This is a genomic window from Chryseobacterium sp. FG46, assembly GCF_057809135.1.
The window spans coordinates 39,212-56,650 of sequence record NZ_JBMDJJ010000017.1; the positions used below are offsets into that span (position 1 = coordinate 39,212).

General features: G+C 36.7%; 13 protein-coding genes. 4 read left to right on the forward strand and 9 right to left on the reverse strand.

The window, feature by feature from the left end:
- Window positions 1-355 precede the first annotated feature (355 nt).
- The 3 genes from ACODR7_RS13790 to ACODR7_RS13800 form a co-directional block, all read right to left on the reverse strand.
- Entirely contained in the window at window positions 356-2,194 is a 1,839-nt protein-coding gene (locus tag ACODR7_RS13790) for a M1 family metallopeptidase (RefSeq protein WP_488839867.1), read from the reverse strand.
- 196 nt (window positions 2,195-2,390) lie between these two features.
- Window positions 2,391-2,861, reverse strand: a complete 471-nt coding sequence (locus ACODR7_RS13795; RefSeq protein ID WP_488839868.1) for a DUF1572 domain-containing protein — start codon at window positions 2,859-2,861, stop codon at window positions 2,391-2,393.
- A gap of 192 nt (window positions 2,862-3,053) precedes the next feature.
- Window positions 3,054-4,745: a DUF6909 family protein gene (locus ACODR7_RS13800; RefSeq protein WP_488839870.1), complete on the reverse strand. Its 1,692-nt coding sequence runs from the start codon at window positions 4,743-4,745 to the stop codon at window positions 3,054-3,056.
- A 305-nt stretch (window positions 4,746-5,050) separates the two neighbouring features.
- On the opposite strand from ACODR7_RS13800, the gene ACODR7_RS13805 reads away from it, so the two are divergent.
- Window positions 5,051-7,246: a glutamine synthetase III family protein gene (locus ACODR7_RS13805; RefSeq protein WP_076596445.1), complete on the forward strand. Its 2,196-nt coding sequence runs from the start codon at window positions 5,051-5,053 to the stop codon at window positions 7,244-7,246.
- Between the two features lie 339 nt (window positions 7,247-7,585).
- On the forward strand, window positions 7,586-8,296 hold the full coding sequence (locus tag ACODR7_RS13810; protein WP_076596446.1) for a C40 family peptidase: 711 nt from the start codon (window positions 7,586-7,588) through the stop codon (window positions 8,294-8,296).
- A gap of 186 nt (window positions 8,297-8,482) precedes the next feature.
- Here ACODR7_RS13810 and ACODR7_RS13815 read toward each other — a convergent pair whose 3' ends face one another.
- From ACODR7_RS13815 to ACODR7_RS13840, 6 genes are all read right to left on the reverse strand, one after another.
- Entirely contained in the window at window positions 8,483-9,058 is a 576-nt protein-coding gene (locus tag ACODR7_RS13815; RefSeq protein WP_488839873.1) for a pentapeptide repeat-containing protein, read from the reverse strand.
- A gap of 97 nt (window positions 9,059-9,155) precedes the next feature.
- Window positions 9,156-10,385, reverse strand: coding sequence for a rod shape-determining protein RodA (rodA, locus tag ACODR7_RS13820; protein ID WP_488839875.1), 1,230 nt, complete (start codon window positions 10,383-10,385; stop codon window positions 9,156-9,158).
- Window positions 10,382-12,427, reverse strand: coding sequence for a penicillin-binding transpeptidase domain-containing protein (locus tag ACODR7_RS13825; protein ID WP_488839877.1), 2,046 nt, complete (start codon window positions 12,425-12,427; stop codon window positions 10,382-10,384). The genes rodA and ACODR7_RS13825 overlap by 4 nt, the downstream gene beginning before the upstream one ends.
- Window positions 12,424-12,930 carry a rod shape-determining protein MreD gene (locus tag ACODR7_RS13830; RefSeq protein WP_488839879.1) on the reverse strand — a complete coding sequence of 169 codons (507 nt, stop codon included), beginning with the start codon at window positions 12,928-12,930 and terminating at the stop codon, window positions 12,424-12,426. The genes ACODR7_RS13825 and ACODR7_RS13830 overlap by 4 nt, the downstream gene beginning before the upstream one ends.
- Window positions 12,923-13,777 (reverse strand): rod shape-determining protein MreC, encoded by an 855-nt coding sequence (mreC, locus tag ACODR7_RS13835; RefSeq protein WP_076596451.1) that lies wholly within the window; start codon window positions 13,775-13,777, stop codon window positions 12,923-12,925. Before mreC ends, ACODR7_RS13830 begins: the two co-directional genes overlap by 8 nt.
- 28 nt (window positions 13,778-13,805) lie before the next feature.
- Complete coding sequence (locus ACODR7_RS13840; protein ID WP_045491741.1) at window positions 13,806-14,831, reverse strand: rod shape-determining protein; 1,026 nt, start codon at window positions 14,829-14,831, stop codon at window positions 13,806-13,808.
- 401 nt (window positions 14,832-15,232) lie between these two features.
- Between ACODR7_RS13840 and hemA the strand changes: the two genes are divergently transcribed.
- Both hemA and hemC read left to right on the forward strand, forming a co-directional pair.
- Window positions 15,233-16,507, forward strand: a complete 1,275-nt coding sequence (gene hemA, locus ACODR7_RS13845; RefSeq protein WP_488839881.1) for a glutamyl-tRNA reductase — start codon at window positions 15,233-15,235, stop codon at window positions 16,505-16,507.
- On the forward strand, window positions 16,494-17,402 hold the full coding sequence (gene hemC / locus ACODR7_RS13850; protein ID WP_488839883.1) for a hydroxymethylbilane synthase: 909 nt from the start codon (window positions 16,494-16,496) through the stop codon (window positions 17,400-17,402). The genes hemA and hemC overlap by 14 nt, the downstream gene beginning before the upstream one ends.
- The last annotated feature ends 37 nt before the right edge of the window (window positions 17,403-17,439 follow it).

The following is a 17,439-nucleotide window of genomic DNA, read 5'->3' on the forward strand; positions in this document are numbered from 1 at the left end:
CAATAATATCATTTATAAAAACTCTCCTAAATTCAAAACACTCCTGTTTATAAACTGTACAACTCTTCCGGAAGTTACAAACAATAGTTGTTTTGGCCTTCAGCAGATGTATAGAGGTTTAAAACAGGGCTGCGGTAGACTTCAGTAGATGTCCTAAACGCTCCTGCAAGCTGCGGGAAGCCCAAAGAAGTCTCCGAAAGTGTCCCGCGGTTCTGCTTGTAACAAAATGATAGATTTTTTAATCATTATCGAATATATTAAAGTAAAACACTATCAAAAAACATCTCTATAGATTAAAAAGATAACGGCGCGGAAATAAAATTTCCGCGCCGTTTATATTATTCTTTTGTATTGATTATTTCACCTCAACAAAATTATTTTCCATATTCACATCTGCAATTCTCTGGCTGAAATCAATACCCAGAACAGATAATTGAGATTTTGTATAAGGAATGGTGAGGGTATATTCCTTTTGTGTCCAAGGCCAGTAAGGCATTGTTTTAAGATCACCATAAACATCCTTTTCTTTCCATGTATGAGTCATATTCATTGGAATCTGATACGTAACGATCTTCTTATCCGCAGTCATCACTCCAAAATCAATAGGCATTGGAACCTGACCATTGTTGATTAAGGTAATGGTTGTAGATTTTGCATCATACTTTACATCTTTTATTCCGTAATCAATTGTCTTTGTTGTATTAATCCAATAGTTATGGAACCATTTCAGATCCATTCCGGAAACCTTTTGGGCAATGTGAAGGAAATCCCTGTCTGAAGAATGTTTCATGCTCCATTGGTCATAATATTGTTTTAAGGTTTCTGCAAGATTCTGCTCTCCCATAATGTACCCAAGCTGCACCAGATACAACTCCCCTTTTACATAAGATGCATAGGTGTAAGCTGTTCCGTTATCATGGTGATCACCTAACCAGACTGCCGGTTCTTCAATTCCTTTTTTAATAAAATCTCTGTAAGCATCCAGTGTTTTAGCAAAAGGATTTGGCAGATCTTCAGGGAATAACTGATACATGGTATACCCTTCCGCATAGCTTGTAAAACCTTCATCCATCCATGGACGCACAGATTCATTAGTGGCAAGCATCTGCTGATACCATGAGTGAGCACCTTCGTGAGCCATTAGTCCCATTAAATCTTTAACATTTTTAGCTTCCCCTAAAATCATGGTACACATCCCATACTCCATTCCACCATCACCTCCCTGGATAAATGCGTAGGTAGGATATACATATTTTCCAAAGTGAGCGTTCATAATCTGGAAATACTTGGTGATATAAAGCTGTGATTCACCCCATGCTTTCGTTTTATCATTTTTCTGATACACCAGATATACTTTCGGACCTTCCGGAACATTGAAGCTTTCTACCGAATAATCTCTGTCTGCACTCCATGCAAAATCAAGAATATTTTTTGCCGTCCATCTCCAGATTGCCTTTTTATCTTTTTCTGTTTTTATTTTTGCATTAACATCATAACCTTTTACTTCTGCAGGGTTCTCCAGGATTCCTCCTGCTCCTACTACATAATCTTTGTTGATTTTAATGGTAACATCAAAATCGGAGAATGGTGCATGGAATTCTCTTCCCAGATAATCAAAAGTGGCCCAGCCGTCATAATCGTACTCAGCAATTTTCGGATACCACTGCGTCATGGTCATATCTACTCCTTCTCTGTTGTTTCTTCCGCTTCTTCTGATCTGCATAGGAATCACAGCATCCCAATCCATTGTAAACGTAGTGGTAGAATTTGGCTTGACGGGTTCTGCCAGATATACTTTCATAATGGTTTCCTGAACTTCAAATTTCAGATCTTTCCCATTTTGTTTAATCCAGTGAATATTCTGAGCACCTTCCTGGTCTTTAGGAATGGAAGCAAGTCTTGAAACACCGTCTTTCTGTAGTCTTCCGTCACCATTTTTCCCTTGGGAAGCCACTCTCTGATCCATCATAGAATTAGGTTTGAAAGCATTCCAGTATAGATGAAAATAAACCACATTCAGCTCATCGGGTGAATTGTTGGTGTATTCTAAAGTTTGTTTTCCCTGATAGGTAAATTTTTCAGCATTGACATCAATATCCATCTTGTACTTCGCAGCCTGCTGATAGTAAGCTCCTTGCTGAGCCTGAAATTGTGAAATGATAAACGCAAAAATGATTGCAGCCGATTTTCTCATTTAAAATTTTATTTTTTCTAAAGGTAGGTAATTTAAATAATAACCTCAAATAGGAGTTATTCAAAGGTTTTATTCCGTTTATTATGGTTATAGATGGATTTTGATCTGAATTGTTAAATTTCTTTCTGAGTTTTCTTGAAATAATCCTTGTCAAGGATTACTGGTTCATGGCTTTTCAAAGGTCCTATATTTATTTTCAGGCGTTTTTTAATAATTTTTTGATTAAAGTAATCTGTCCCAGATGATAATAGCTATGCTCAATCATTCCATCGATATTTCTTCGGTAGGTTTCATATTTTTCATCAACAAAAACCTCATCAAGTCTGGAATCAGGCATTTGTTCTAATAATAATACAAACTTTTCAGAATCTGCCCAGAGTTTATTCAACAAGCCATCCCATTGTTTCCGGGATTCAACAGGAGGAAAATCAAAACTGAACTGATCTTTGATCTCAAGCTCGCCGCCTTCAAAAACATTAATAATGCCTGCAATATAATAATCAATATGAAAGGTAAGCATGGCAATGGTATTTAAAGAATCTATTTTTGCAACCGCCTGTTCCCAGGTAACATCTGAAAGCTGATCTTTAAAATTCGTATTGGCGATCCAGAAACCATCCAGCAGAACCTCTCTGAATCTTTTGGCAAGTTGTGAAATTGAGCTCATGGATATTTATTTATGTTTCCTAAAGATAGGTTTTTATTTAAACACAAATTTCACCAATGAAAACCACTATTTTAAACACAATAAAATAGTGCAATTTGTGCAAATAAATTTGTGATATTCGTGTTTAATTAATTACAAAAAAACCTCAAATACAAAAGTATCTGAGGTTGATATTATACTATTAAATTACCATTATTTTTTAGATGAAGCTTCTTTCTTTCCACTTCTTAAAATCTTTTCAAGAATTCTTAAAGTGATCAGATAGGTTGGCTTTACTCCCGTAAGACCCAAGCCTCCTGAAGATAATGTACTTCCTGTTTCCAGCGGATTATCTGAAGCGTAATAAGCATACATCACAAATAGGTCCGGCGAAATATGATGTCTGATTTTAGAGGCTACCTGAATGGCTTTCTGGTAATGCGCTCCTTCCATTTCAAGACCTATTGCTTTCCATGAAGTATTCATAAAATACAAAAGAATATCTTTATTCTGAAGAGAAGTACCCAGAACGGTAATCATAGGACCTTCAAAAGCTTTTAATTCATCATCTTTGAAATCTTCCAGTTTTAAAGCATTTTCAAAAGGATAGTTATCTGCAGTTCCTTCAAAAATATGGGAAGTAGGAATCATAATATCTCCTTTCTCTCCGGTAAGAATTCCGGCTTTACCCATAATGGAAACAGATTTTACATGCATCATATAGACTTCTCCTTTATGTTCAAAAGGACGAAGCAATTCATCCATTACTTCAAAAGCCTGCTCTCCGAATGCGTAATCAAAAACCATTACCACATCATCTCCTCCGAACTTGCAGTCTGCAAATGGGGTATTCTTCAGGTCTGTTTTGCTGAGGTCTATGATCTGAACATCGATATTGCTTCCGCTCTTGTCAGCAATATGGATCATTCCTTCATCCAAAGCATATTTCAAAACCTTATCACGAAGTTCTTTTTTGTTCGAAATCTCTTCGTACAATTTATAATCCACCTCATGATGCTGCTTCTTTTTAAGGGCGTTATTGGCATACAGCATATTTTTCACCGAGTGCATATTGGCAGAAATAATATGCAACGGACGCATGTGAAGATTGTTTTCAAATAAAACCTCTTTCACTTTGTTCGCCCACTTTTCTCCAAAATAATGATGTCCTACTCTTTCTTTTAATATAGAACTGAAATGAATTTCTCTTTCTCTGCTTCCTTTGGCATCATCAAGACTTACTTTTGCCAAGTTGTAAATTATTTTAAACAGACGGTCAGGGTTATGATCGTCACCAAAAGTATTATAAGCTCTTAACGTTTCATCAAAAGATCTTCCTATTAAGGAAGAAAGATGTATAAGTGCCACTTCTTTTTCTTTTCTGCTATATTTCTTTTCACCCTTCACCACTTCTTCAATAATTTTGAAGGCACGTGTAGGTTTCCAGTTTTCGTCCTGGATGAATGCCAGATTACGGATTTTGTCAGCTTCTATAAAAAGGAAGGTAAGGTGGGTAAGAATGTCATAAATTTCGGAACGGCCCAAAAGAACCTCAATATTCATCTGGTGTTCGTCTATTCTATAACAGTTTCTTCTTCTTTTCTTGGGAACAATAGGTTCGAAACTTCCTTTATCAAACCCTTCATCAGATGTAAGATGAATAAAAGCGCATTCTTCAATTCCTTCCGGAAGTCTGTCCAGCACATACATCAAACCGTCCAGTTCCAATTTACTTGGAATATTCATGGTTCCATAAATTTCCGGATTGATGGTCTTTAACAAACTTCTGATACTTTCTCCTGAAACTCCGCCCGGCTTGAAAAATCCTCTATAAAACAGGTGTCTCATAGAAATGTATAGTCTTTCAATAGCCTCTGTTGTTTCTCTTGCTCTAGAATTTGTCATAAAATAAATTTCACACAAATATACAAAATCTTTGCCCACTTTATTTTAACTGTCTTTTAATAAGTAGCTTAATCCCGCAAAATTATTGTAAATTGTAGACCATATAATATATTTACATTCATACTGTACAAAACGAGCTTAGATTCTCATATTTTAAGACATAAATTACAAAACACCCCATTCAAAAAACACCAAACAATCGTTTAAATTATATAAATTTTCAACTCACCCCTAAAATTTTTAGGGTTAAAATGTTTTCGATTCATTTTTTTTGTAAATTTGCCCTGTAAAAAATCAACCCAATTATGTCAACCTTAAGATTCAAAGCATTAGAAACCCTTCCATTTAAGGATTTCAGAAAAGACAACTCTGTTGAGATCCCTGCGAAATTATCAGAGCTATTCTGTAAAAATGTTTTCTCAGAAGAAACAATGAGAGAATATTTAACGAAAGAAGCATTCGGTTCTATCATGGATGCGATTAAAAAAGGAACTAAGATCCAGAGACACATTGCAGATCAGGTAGCTGTAGCGATGAAAGACTGGGCAATGAGCAAAGGGGTAACCCACTACACGCACTGGTTTCAGCCTTTAACAGGTACTACTGCAGAAAAGCACGATTCTTTCTTTACACCCATTGAAGGAGGAAGAGCTATTGAAAGATTCAGCGGAAATATGCTTATCCAACAGGAGCCTGATGCATCGTCTTTCCCTAACGGAGGTATCAGAAATACTTTTGAAGCAAGAGGTTATACAGCCTGGGATCCTACCTCTCCTGCATTCATTATGGGAACTACATTATGTATTCCTTCTATCTTCATCTCTTATACAGGAGAAACGTTAGATTATAAAGCACCTCTTTTAAGAGCTTTGAACGCTGTGGATGAAGCGGCAACTAATGTAATGCAGTATTTTGACAAAAACGTAACTAAGGTAACGCCTACTTTGGGTTGGGAGCAGGAATATTTCCTTGTTGATTCAGCATTATACCAATCACGTCCGGATCTTGTATTAACAGGTAAGACTTTATTAGGACATTCTCCGGCAAAAGGACAGCAGCTGGACGACCACTATTTCGGTTCTATTCCTACAAGAGTAATGAACTTCATGAAAGAGCTGGAAATCGAATGTATGAAATTAGGGATTCCTGCAACAACAAGACATAATGAGGTTGCTCCGAACCAGTTCGAGCTTGCACCAATGTTTGAAGAAGTAAACGTTGCGGTAGACCACAACTCTCTGTTGATGGACATCATGGCAAGAGTAGCACACAAGCACCACTTTCACATTCTGTTCCACGAGAAACCATTCGCTGGAGTAAACGGAAGCGGAAAACACAACAACTGGTCTTTAGCTACAGATACTGGTGAAAACCTGTTAAGCCCGGGAAAGAATCCAAAGAAAAACTTACAGTTCCTGACATTCTTTGTTAACACCATTAAAGCGGTTCACGAATATGCAGATCTTTTAAGAGCAAGTATCGCTTCTGCAAGCAATGACCACAGACTTGGTGCCAACGAAGCGCCACCAGCAATTATTTCCGTATTCATCGGAAGCCAGCTGTTCAGTGTATTGGAAGAACTTGAAAAAGTAACCAGCGGAAAATTATCACCGGAAGAGAAAACAGAATTAAAATTAAATGTAGTTGGAAAGATTCCTGAAATCCTTTTAGATAACACAGACAGAAACAGAACCTCTCCGTTTGCATTTACAGGAAATAAATTTGAGATCAGAGCGGTAGGTTCTTCTGCAAACTGCGCAGAGTCTATGACCGTAATGAATACTATTGCTGCTAAACAGCTTAATGACTTTAAGAAAGAAGTTGATGCTTTAATTGAAACGGGTCTTAAGAAAGACGAAGCGATCTTTAATGTATTGAGAGAATACATCAAGCAGTGTAAAAACATTATGTTTGAAGGTGACGGATATTCTGATGACTGGGCAAAAGAAGCTAAGAAAAGAGGATTGAACAACCTTAAGACAACTCCTGAAGCTTTAAAACAGGAAATGGATAAGAAATTCTTAGATCTTTATGAAGAGATGGGAATTTTCAACCACAGAGAAGTAGAAGCAAGAAACGAGATTAAATTAGAGAAATACTCTACTGTAATTGATATTGAAGCTAGAGTGTTAAGTGATATCGCCAGAAACCACATCATCCCTTCTGCATTAAATTATCAGAACAGATTAATTGAAAACGTAAAAGGTCTTAAAGATATCTTTGGCGATAAAGAATTCAAAACGCTGGCAAAAGAGCAGATGAGTTTAATTACAAGCATTTCTGAAAATGTTTCTAAAATCAAGCTTGGGGTTGAAGATCTTATCAAAGCCAGAGAAGCTGCAAAAAGCATATCAGACAGCCAAAAACAGGCAGAAAACTACTGTAACAAAGTAAAACCATTATTCGATCCTATCAGAGAGGCTTCTGATGCATTGGAAATGATGGTTGACGATGAGCTTTGGCCAATGACAAAATACAGAGAAATGTTATTTACAAAATAACGTCCTGTAAAGTTCCATATTAGTTTAAATTCCTCGGTTTTCCGGGGAATTTTTTTGTTTTGTTAACAACATAGAAAATCAAGACATTGAATCACAAAACCCGATATATAGAAGAAAATCGAAGAAGTTTGTTAAAGAATCTTAATAAAAAAAACCGCACACTTACCAAAAACAGGCTGTTGCGGTTTATTTTTCTTTAACATATGCAAACTATATGTTAAAATGTGTTAAAATAAGATTCTGACAATTATCATATCAGGGGTCTTTTGCTTGGAATCTCTACTTTTGTATTGCTTTTGAAAATAAATATTCCTTTTTAACACGGATAATCAAATATATATGAAGAAAAGAGTTTTGTTTTATTTAGTTGCTTTAGTCTCTACAGTTTCATTGCAATCGTGTGCTACAAATTATGTGGTTTCAAAACCAGCAACTTACACAAAAGAATACAAAACAGATGCCAAACTAGCTTCTATAGATTACAAAAAAATGGAGCAGGATAAGCAAAAACTTATCGACTCATTCCTTGCAGAAAAGGCGGCATCTATCGCTAGTGCTAAAAAAGCAGTTAAGAATTCTGAGATTGCAAAAGCAATCAAACATAATAAAACCATTGACGGTATCCTTGAAGAAGCTGAAACATACCTTGGGACTCCTTACAGATACGGAGGGACAACCAGAAACGGTATCGATTGTTCAGCTTTTGTTCTTTCTGTATTCGGGGCAGCAGCAGGCCTTAGCTTACCCAGAGTAGCGGCTTCTCAGGCTCAGGAAGGTGAAAGAGTAGAAAAAGGAGAACTACAGAAGGGAGATTTGATCTTCTTTTCCCATGGAAGAAGAATTTCTCACGTAGGTATTGTAGAAAGTGTTTCTGAAGAAGGTGAGATTAAATTTATCCACGCAGCAACATCAAAAGGAGTAATGATTTCTTCACTGAATGATTCTTATTGGGGACCTAAATTCAGATTCGCCAAGAGAGTGATCAACGAAGAAGGAGAAACTTATAATAACCTAGCTGCCTCTACTCCGGCTACACCAGCAAATTTTTAATTTTATAAATAATTGATTTAAATAATGAAGCCATCAGAATTCTGATGGCTTTTTTATATGTGTTATTTCTTCTAATTTCCTAACAAAGCCGTGAGTGAATATAGACTAAAGAGAAAATCGGATTAAAACCGCTTTTATTAACTTAATACTGAAGTTTTATAAGTAATCATTTCTTAACCGAAGACGTCAGCTGTCCTTATCAATTTCAATATCTAACTTATACAACAGTCCATAGATTTCAGAAAGAGAAAATTTAGCTTTTTTAAGCCTGTTTAAGGCAGGATCTATTGAATAATTAACCGATGTCCGGAAATCTGCTTTTTCCAGGTTTGTACCATCAAAAACAGCGCCTGAGAGATCGCAGTTACTGAAGACTGCATTGGACAAATCACATTCACTAAAATCTACCTCAATCAATTTGGAATTTCTGAAAACGGTTTTCTTAACAGATGTCTGATAAAAAAGCGAATTATTGAGAGCACTTCCATCAAACATAAAAGATAATCCGAAGGCATTACAATCATCGAACTGAAGGCCAAACATCTTACATTCTTTGAAAACAACCTCATGAAAAGACGTTTTTACCAATTTCGCCATACTGAGATTACACCTTGAAAATTCACAGTCTGTAAAGCTGAAACCGGATAGATTTCCGTATTCAAAATTACAGTTTCTGAACGTACAGTTTTCGTACCCGCCCTTTTCTATTTGAGAAAGGTCGGTATTTTCAAAATCCTGATCCAGGACGTAAGCTTCTTTCATGTTTTATGTTTTATGATACGACAATATACCCTGCAATCTGCAGGCTTATCAAATGGGTAAATACTAGTTTTTTGAGAGTCCTTTTAACTCCAAAACATTACACCAAACTGTTCTTATCCGAATAATTAAGTTTAAAGAAAATAAAAGTCATCATAGAGAAGGCCAGTAAAGAACTTCCTCCATAACTGAAATAAGGAAGCGGAATCCCTACAGTAGGAAAAAGCCCCATAACCATCCCCAGGTTGATCGAAAAGTGCATCAACAGAATAGAAGCAAAACAATACCCAAAAACACGGTTAAAAGTAGATTTCTGCTGTTCAGAAAGATAATAGATTCTTCCTATGTACACCATATAAGCAAGCACCAGAAGAGCACTTCCAACAAATCCCCATTCTTCCCCCACCGCGCAAAAAATATAGTCTGTCTGCTGCTCCGGAACAAATTTACCCTGAGTAACTGATCCTTCACGATATCCTTTTCCCCACAGCCCACCGGACCCGATCGCTGTTTTGGAATATAACAGGTTGTATCCAGAAGTATCTCTGAATGCCTTTTCCCCTTTGTAAAGAACTTCAATTCTTTCTCTCTGGTGCTTAGGGAGCTTTTCTAAAATATAAGGAGATCCGAAAGCCAGTCCGCACAATAAAAGAATGGAACCTGCAATTCCTGAAATTGAAATAACATCCCAAGACATTCTATGATAATTCATTGCAATCAGAACTCCTGCAATCAATAACACGGCAATCGCAACATAAATAGGAGGAATAGCCAGAGAGATCAGAAAAACTCCCGCAAAAATAAATCCTATACCGAATAAAAGGCCACTCAGTCCTTCTCTGTACAAAGCAATGAAAAATGCAATAAATACAAGCATGGAACCTACATCCGGGATAGCAAGAACTACAGCTGCCGGAATACCAATTATGGCTAAAGTAGTCCACAAAGACTTCTTGTTTTTAAGATTGAAATCTGGTCCTGAAACATAATTAGCCAGCATTAAAGCTGTTCCTATCTTTGCAAATTCTACGGGCTGCATGGTAAAACTTCCGAATTTATACCAGTTCTTCTGCCCCAGAATCTCTTTACCAAACGGGAAAAGTCCTATGAGCAGCAACACGCCGCCAATATAAATAATCCCTGCCATATTCTCAAAGAATTTACTTCGGCTGACAAAGATGATAAGCCCCACGAATAATGAGATACAGAAAAAAACCAATTGCTTTTCTCCCAGTTTCTGGTCCACACTGTAAATATTTGCAATGGCAAAAATGCAAAGCAGGAAGTACAGCCCAAGGCCCAGTTTATCTATTCCTTCTGTCCATTTCATTGCTTCACAGTTTTTTTAGCAGTGTTATTCTTTTTGGTTTCCTCTTGTATCTTCTTTTGCAGTTTTGCTTTTTGCTGTTTCACCTGCTCCAGACTATCCTTTAATCTTTTCTGTCTGATTGAGTCAGGTTTAGGATCAATATATAAGCCTTTACGTTTCAAATCTGCAATCCACTGCCTTTTGTATTCAGGCATGAAACTCGATGTGATCATTTTTTTGTAAAGATGTTCTCTTTTCAGATCACCTGTAATATACTTTTCAGCAATCACTGTACAGGCTGGTCCTGCCCAGGTAGCTCCAAATCCGGCATGCTCCATTACTGCTACCACAACAATTTTGGGTTTATCAGCAGGAGCAATTAATACAAAGATGGAATTATCCTTTCCTTGCGGCACCTGTGCTGTTCCTGTTTTTGCCAATTGTGTAAAGTCATTGGACTTCAATCCTCTTGCAGTTCCTCTCAGCACTACGGCTTCCATTCCTTTCAATACCGGTTCGAAATGCTTCGGATCAACTAATGTCTTATGTTTAACCTTAAATCTTGGATCTGGATTGGGTTTCCCATCAATTGCTTTTACGATATGAGGAGTATAATACCATCCTCTGTTAGCAATAGCCGCTACATAATTGGCCAGCTGAATAGGAGTTACCAAAACATCTCCCTGCCCCATTCCATTATAAATAGCACCGGTAGACATTTCATCCCAGTTTTTAAAATCAGTTCTCTGGGAACCGCTTGCCTTCATGATCGCTTTAAATCTTTTTTCGTAAAAATCTCCTGAAGGTATTCTTCCTTTTGCCCCGACAGCAAAGTCATTATTTAAAAATTCTCCGACTCCGAAGCTGCTCATGATTTTTTTCCACTCATCAACACCTTTTGAAGGATTTCCCGGATATTTTTTGATAATGGCAATAAATGCGTAGGTGAAAAAACAGTTACTGGAAACCTGAATGGAAGGAATAAGCGGATCTGCTCCACCATGGCCTTTAATTCTTTTTCCTTTATAGAAAAATCCTCCTCCACAAGGGAAGATTGTTTTCTCATCCATCACTCCCATCTGCATTGCCGCTAAAGCGGTCAGTAATTTGAAAGTTGATCCCGGAGGATATCCTGCCTGTAAAGAGCGGTCAAAAGTAGGTTTATTTTCATAAAGCGTATCTTTTGAAAGGGCATATAAGTTTTTTGATTTATTAGGTCCGGTAAAAAGGTTGGGGTCAATATCCGGTCCGGTTGCAGCTACCAATACTTCTCCATTATTAGGGTCTAAGGCTACAATTGCACCATGTTTGTTCACCAGCATTTCTTCTGCTGTTCTCTGAAGATCGTAATCAATGGTTAATGTAATATCTTTACCCGTAATCACATCTTTATCTAATGCACCGTTCTTATAGGAACCAATATTTCGAAGCCTGATATCTTTCTGGATATATTTCACTCCTTTCACTCCACGAAGTTCTTTTTCGTAGGATTTTTCAACCCCTGTTTTCCCAATGAAATCTCCCGGTAAATAGTAGAGAGAATCTTTTTTAATATCTCTTTCGTTTACCTCACTGGTATAACCAAGAAGGTTTCCTGATGTGGAAACTTCGTACTGACGTTGAGGTCTTGATACAATATTAAATGCAGGATATTTAAAAATAATTTCCTGAACTCTTGCAATATCTTCTCTGCTGAGGTCTTTAATGAAAGTCATCGGCGTCAGCTTAGAATAGTATTTTTCCTTTTTGATAGCATTGACTTTATTGATAAAATCCTGTTTTGTAATTTTCATCAAACTACAGAAAGCCAGAGTATCAAAATCAGGTTTCATCAAAGCCTGAGTAAACGAAATTTCATAAGCAGGCTGGTTACCCACCATGATTTTACCATTTCTATCAAAAATAACCCCACGCTGCGGAATGACATATTCTGTTTTAATGGAAGTATTCGCTGCATTTAATGCATAACGATCTGTAAACAACTGCAAATATGAAAGCCTCGCCACAAAGATCAGGGCGATGATAACGAGGATGGAAAAAATTTTTAAATAACGTGTGTTCAAACTTTTTGTTTGATTTTAAATATTAATGCGTAGATGACTATAAAGATAAATGAAATTACACTTGTCACCAACACATTAAATAATATTTCAAAAAACCTGCTAAACTTAAAGAACTCGATATACTGTACTAGAAGCTGATGCAGGAAAATACTTGAAAATAAAAACAGCAAAAACTGCGCCCATTGAAGGGACTGGAAAGAGAAAAAGTCCGTAGACGTATCTGTGGAAGTCCTGAAAATCAACGTTCTGAAATAAGCAATCAGTGTTGTTGCAAATGCATTGATTCCCCAGGAATAGAGGAAGCCGTCAATAGACAGCCCTATTAAAAAACTCAGTGCCAGGAATTGAAATTTATTTCTGAAAAACGGGTAGAACATGACAAACACAGGATATAATACCGGAGTATATTTCCCCAAAAGTGTAATCCTGTTCAATACAAAAATTTGTAATGCCACAAGAAAGATTATGATCAATATATCGGTAAATAAAGTCCTGCTAATCATTTTCCTTTTTTATTACAGCCTGTAGAGTATCCTGAATCTTCTGCACTTCTGCTTTCTTAAGATTCTTCACTACATACACTTTATTCAACGCTCCCATTTTTTCACTCAGCTCTACGGAAATATCCCAGAAGCCGGTTTTATTGTCTACAGAATATCCTGCAATAGTCCCGATTGTTACTCCTTTAGGGAAAATAGCAGATTTTCCGTCTGTAACAACGGTATCACCTACTTTCAGGGCTACGTATTTTGGGATATCCGCCAGGTGCATGACCCTTGAATTATCTCCATTCCATGTTAAAGTACCAAAATACCCCGAGTTTTTAAGTGCTGCATTAATTCTGATCTTGTTAACACTTAACACGGATTGAACTAATGCATAACTGTCTGTAGAATTGATTACAATTCCCGCAATACCTCTTGGCGCCATTACTCCCATTTGAGGAAAGACTCCGTCTCTACGGCCACGGTTGATTGTAAAATAGTTATTTCTTCTGTTGATACTGTTAAAAACAATCTCTCCATCAACAAAGGTATAGATCTGACCGCCACCAATGGTATCATGAACTCTTTTGAAAACAGGATTTTTTTCTCCGTCTTTTCCATAGAGCTCAGTCATAAGGGCTTTATTCTGAACCACAAGATCTTCATTGATCTGTTTTAGCTTCAGATAAGAAACTCCTTCATCAATATATCCGGAAACCCAGGAATTAAATGCAGCCGTTTGGCCCGCAATCCAGGATCTCTGCATGGCATTTCTTGAGAATATCAAAACCAGAGCAATAATTTGCAGGAATATAAAGAAGACGAAAAGAGTATTCTTCGAAAATAATCTCAGCAAAAATCCCATTCAGATATAAGGTCGTAAAAAGTTAAAATTATTTAATTAAGAAATTGAACTTATCCATATTCTTAAGGGCAATACCTGTTCCGCGAACTACAGCTCTCAACGGATCTTCAGCAACAAATACAGGAAGGCCTGTCTTTTTGTGAATTCTGTCCGCAAGACCTCTCAATAATGCCCCGCCTCCAGCAAGATAAATACCTGTTTTGTAGATATCCGCGGCAAGTTCCGGTGGTGTAAGAGATAATGTTTCCATTACAGCATCTTCAATTCTGATGATTGATTTGTCTAATGCTCTTGCAATCTCTTTGTATCCAACCATAATTTCTTTAGGCTTACCAGTAATAAGGTCTCTACCCTGTACCGGGATATCTTCAATATCTACATCAAGATCTTCTACTGCAGAACCTACTTCAATTTTGATTCTTTCTGCGGTTCTTTCTCCGATATAAAGGTTATGGTGAGTTCTTAAGTAATAAGCAATATCATTGGTAAATACGTCTCCTGCAATCTTCACAGATTTATCACAAACGATACCTCCTAAAGCTACAACAGCAATTTCCGTAGTTCCACCACCTATATCAATGATCATATTTCCTTCAGGCTTTTGTACATCAATCCCTACCCCAATTGCAGCTGCCATTGGTTCGTAGATTAATCTTACTTCTTTTGCATTTACTTTCTGAGCAGAGTCTCTTACTGCTCTTTTTTCAACTTCAGTAATACCAGAAGGGATACAGATTACAATTCGTAATGCTGGTTGAATGAATTTACCTTTGATTCCGGGAATTTTCTTGATGAATTCCTTAATCATGTGTTCAGAAGCGTGAAAATCAGCAATAACCCCATCTTTCAAAGGACGGATGGTTTTGATATCCTCGTGAGTTTTACCTTGCATATGCTTAGCCTGTTCCCCTACAGCAATGGGTTTACCCGTAGAACGTTCAATTGCAACAATTGACGGTTGATCTATAACAATTTTATTATTATGGATAATAAGGGTATTAGCCGTTCCCAGGTCTATCGCAATTTCTTGCGTAAACATATCAAATAAACTCATATTTTTCTTCTGATTTTAAGAATACAAAGATATAAATTTAAGACTACTAAAGAAATTTCCCAACAACTTAATTTGGTTAAAATTTTATTAAAATTTATAATTCTTTATTAACTTTCAATTTAGACATTTACAGAGTTTGATTTCAACTAAAATTAATGGGATATTAAAAGGGGTAAAAAGCGAAATAACGGAAGGGTAAAAAGGCTAGAAATCCGCACAAACAAGATCGGATAAAATAAAAAATATTAACAATTATGATCAAAATAAGCAATTTTATCATTTTAAAGTTTTGCCTTGCCGTCATAAAGATCTTTTTCTTCCTTTTATAGTTTTTTACGATAATTATCATATACACTATCTGAGAGAGGTTAATTAAAAAAATCGTAAATTTGCCACTACCTATGTTACAGTATTCCAACATTCATCGAACGTCAAATTTTGCCGTGCTTTCAATAAGCTACGAAAAAGCCGATGTAGAAACGAGAGGAAAGTTTGCATTCTTTGATGAGAACATCAAAAACTTTGTTTCCAGAGTTCATCAGGAAGATCTGGGCGACGCATTTGTTGTTTCCACCTGTAACAGAACGGAAATCTATACCACTTCTCCCAATTACCTCTTAGTAGCAGAAGAGTATTGCAAAACAATTGGAGTACAACTAACAGACTTTCTTCAATTCGCTAATATTCTTACCAAAGAGGAAGCTTTGATTCATCTTTTCAGAGTAGCGGCCGGTCTTGAAAGTCAGATTATCGGGGATTTTGAAATTATCGGACAGATTAAAAAAGCATACAGCCGTTTCAAAAAAGAAAGACAAAATTCTAATCCTTATCTGGAAAGAGCCATCAATTCGGCTATTCAGATTTCGAAAAGAATAAAAAATGAAACCGGTATCTCCAATGGTGCAGCTTCTGTTTCTTATGCCGCGGTTCATTATATTCTAAACAACCAGAAGAGAATCACTGAAAAAAACATTCTTCTTTTGGGAGTAGGTGAAATTGGACAGAATACTGTTGAAAATCTGGTAAAACATGTCTATCAGCCGAAAATTAAAATCGCCAACAGAACTCAGGAGAAAGCGGAAAAGATTTCCCAGAAATATAATATTCCTCATGTTGATTATTCTGATTTTGACCAGGAATTAAAAAATACAGATATTCTTATTGTGGCAACAGGGGCCAAACATCCTATTGTTAACCAGTCTCATTTCCCGAACGGAAAAGAAACGCTGATCATTGATCTTTCTATTCCGCATAATGTTGAAAAGAATGTTACTGAAAATAAAAACGTAACTCTGATTGACGTAGATGAGCTTTCAAAACAGATTCAGGAAACGATTCAACAGCGCGAAAAAGAAATCCCTAAAGCTGAAAAAATCATTAAGGAACTGATGAAAGACTTTATTGAATGGGAGAAAAAGAGAAAGCTGGCACCCAATATTCATCATTTCAAAGCAGTTCTAAAAAACATGGAACGCAATGAAATGCATAATTTTTATAAAAAGAATAAATACATAAACATCACGGACATGGAACTTTCTGACAAAATGATCCAGAAAATCACCAACCGTTTTGCAAAATATATCATCGATAACCCTTTAAAAGCCGAAGAAATTAGTAAATTAATGCACGAAATATTAGTTGAACAACCAAACAACGAATTCAATGAAAAGCATTAGAATCGGAACAAGAAATTCCGCACTTGCACTTTGGCAGGCTAGAGAGGTTGCGAGGCACCTTCAGAACAACAATTATTTAACGGAAATTGTTCCTATCGTTTCTTCTGGCGATAAGAACCTCAATCAGCCGCTTTATTCTTTAGGAATTACCGGGGTTTTCACAAGAGACCTTGATATTGCCTTACTGAATGACGAAATTGATATTGCCGTACATTCTTTAAAAGACGTTCCTACTCAATTGCCTCAAAATATTGAGATGATCGCTTATCTGGAAAGAGATTATCCACAGGATATTCTGATCAGAAAAGAATCTGCAAGGAATAAAGAATTCCACGAGCTTAAACTGGCTACCAGCAGCTTGAGAAGAAGAGCTTTCTGGCTGAGAAATTATCCGGCTACTGATTTTTCGGATATCCGTGGAAATATTCAGACAAGGCTTCAAAAACTGGAAGACGGAGATTTTGATGCCACCATTTTATCTTTGGCGGGAATCAAAAGAATGAAAATGGAAATTGATTACGAAATGCTTCCATTAATGATCTCTGCTCCATCACAAGGCGTAATCTCTGTAGCCGGACATACCGACAAACCGGAGATCAACGAAATTGTACACCAGATCAATCATAAACAGACTCAGATCTGTGTGGAAATTGAAAGAAACTTCCTGAGCACTTTAGAAGGAGGCTGTACTGCACCTATCGGCGCATTTGCAGAAATCATCGGCGACCAGATCCGCTTCAAAGCAGCACTTTGCTCTCTGGACGGGAAAAACTGCATTGCTGTGGATGAAAACTTTGTATATACTCCAACCGAGAATTTTGGAGAAAAGTTCGCACAAGTTGTTCTTGAAAACGGAGGGAAAGAATTAATGGCAGAAATCAAAAGCCAGATCTGATATTTCAGATGTAAATTCCTTTAGCCGCACTTTTTCA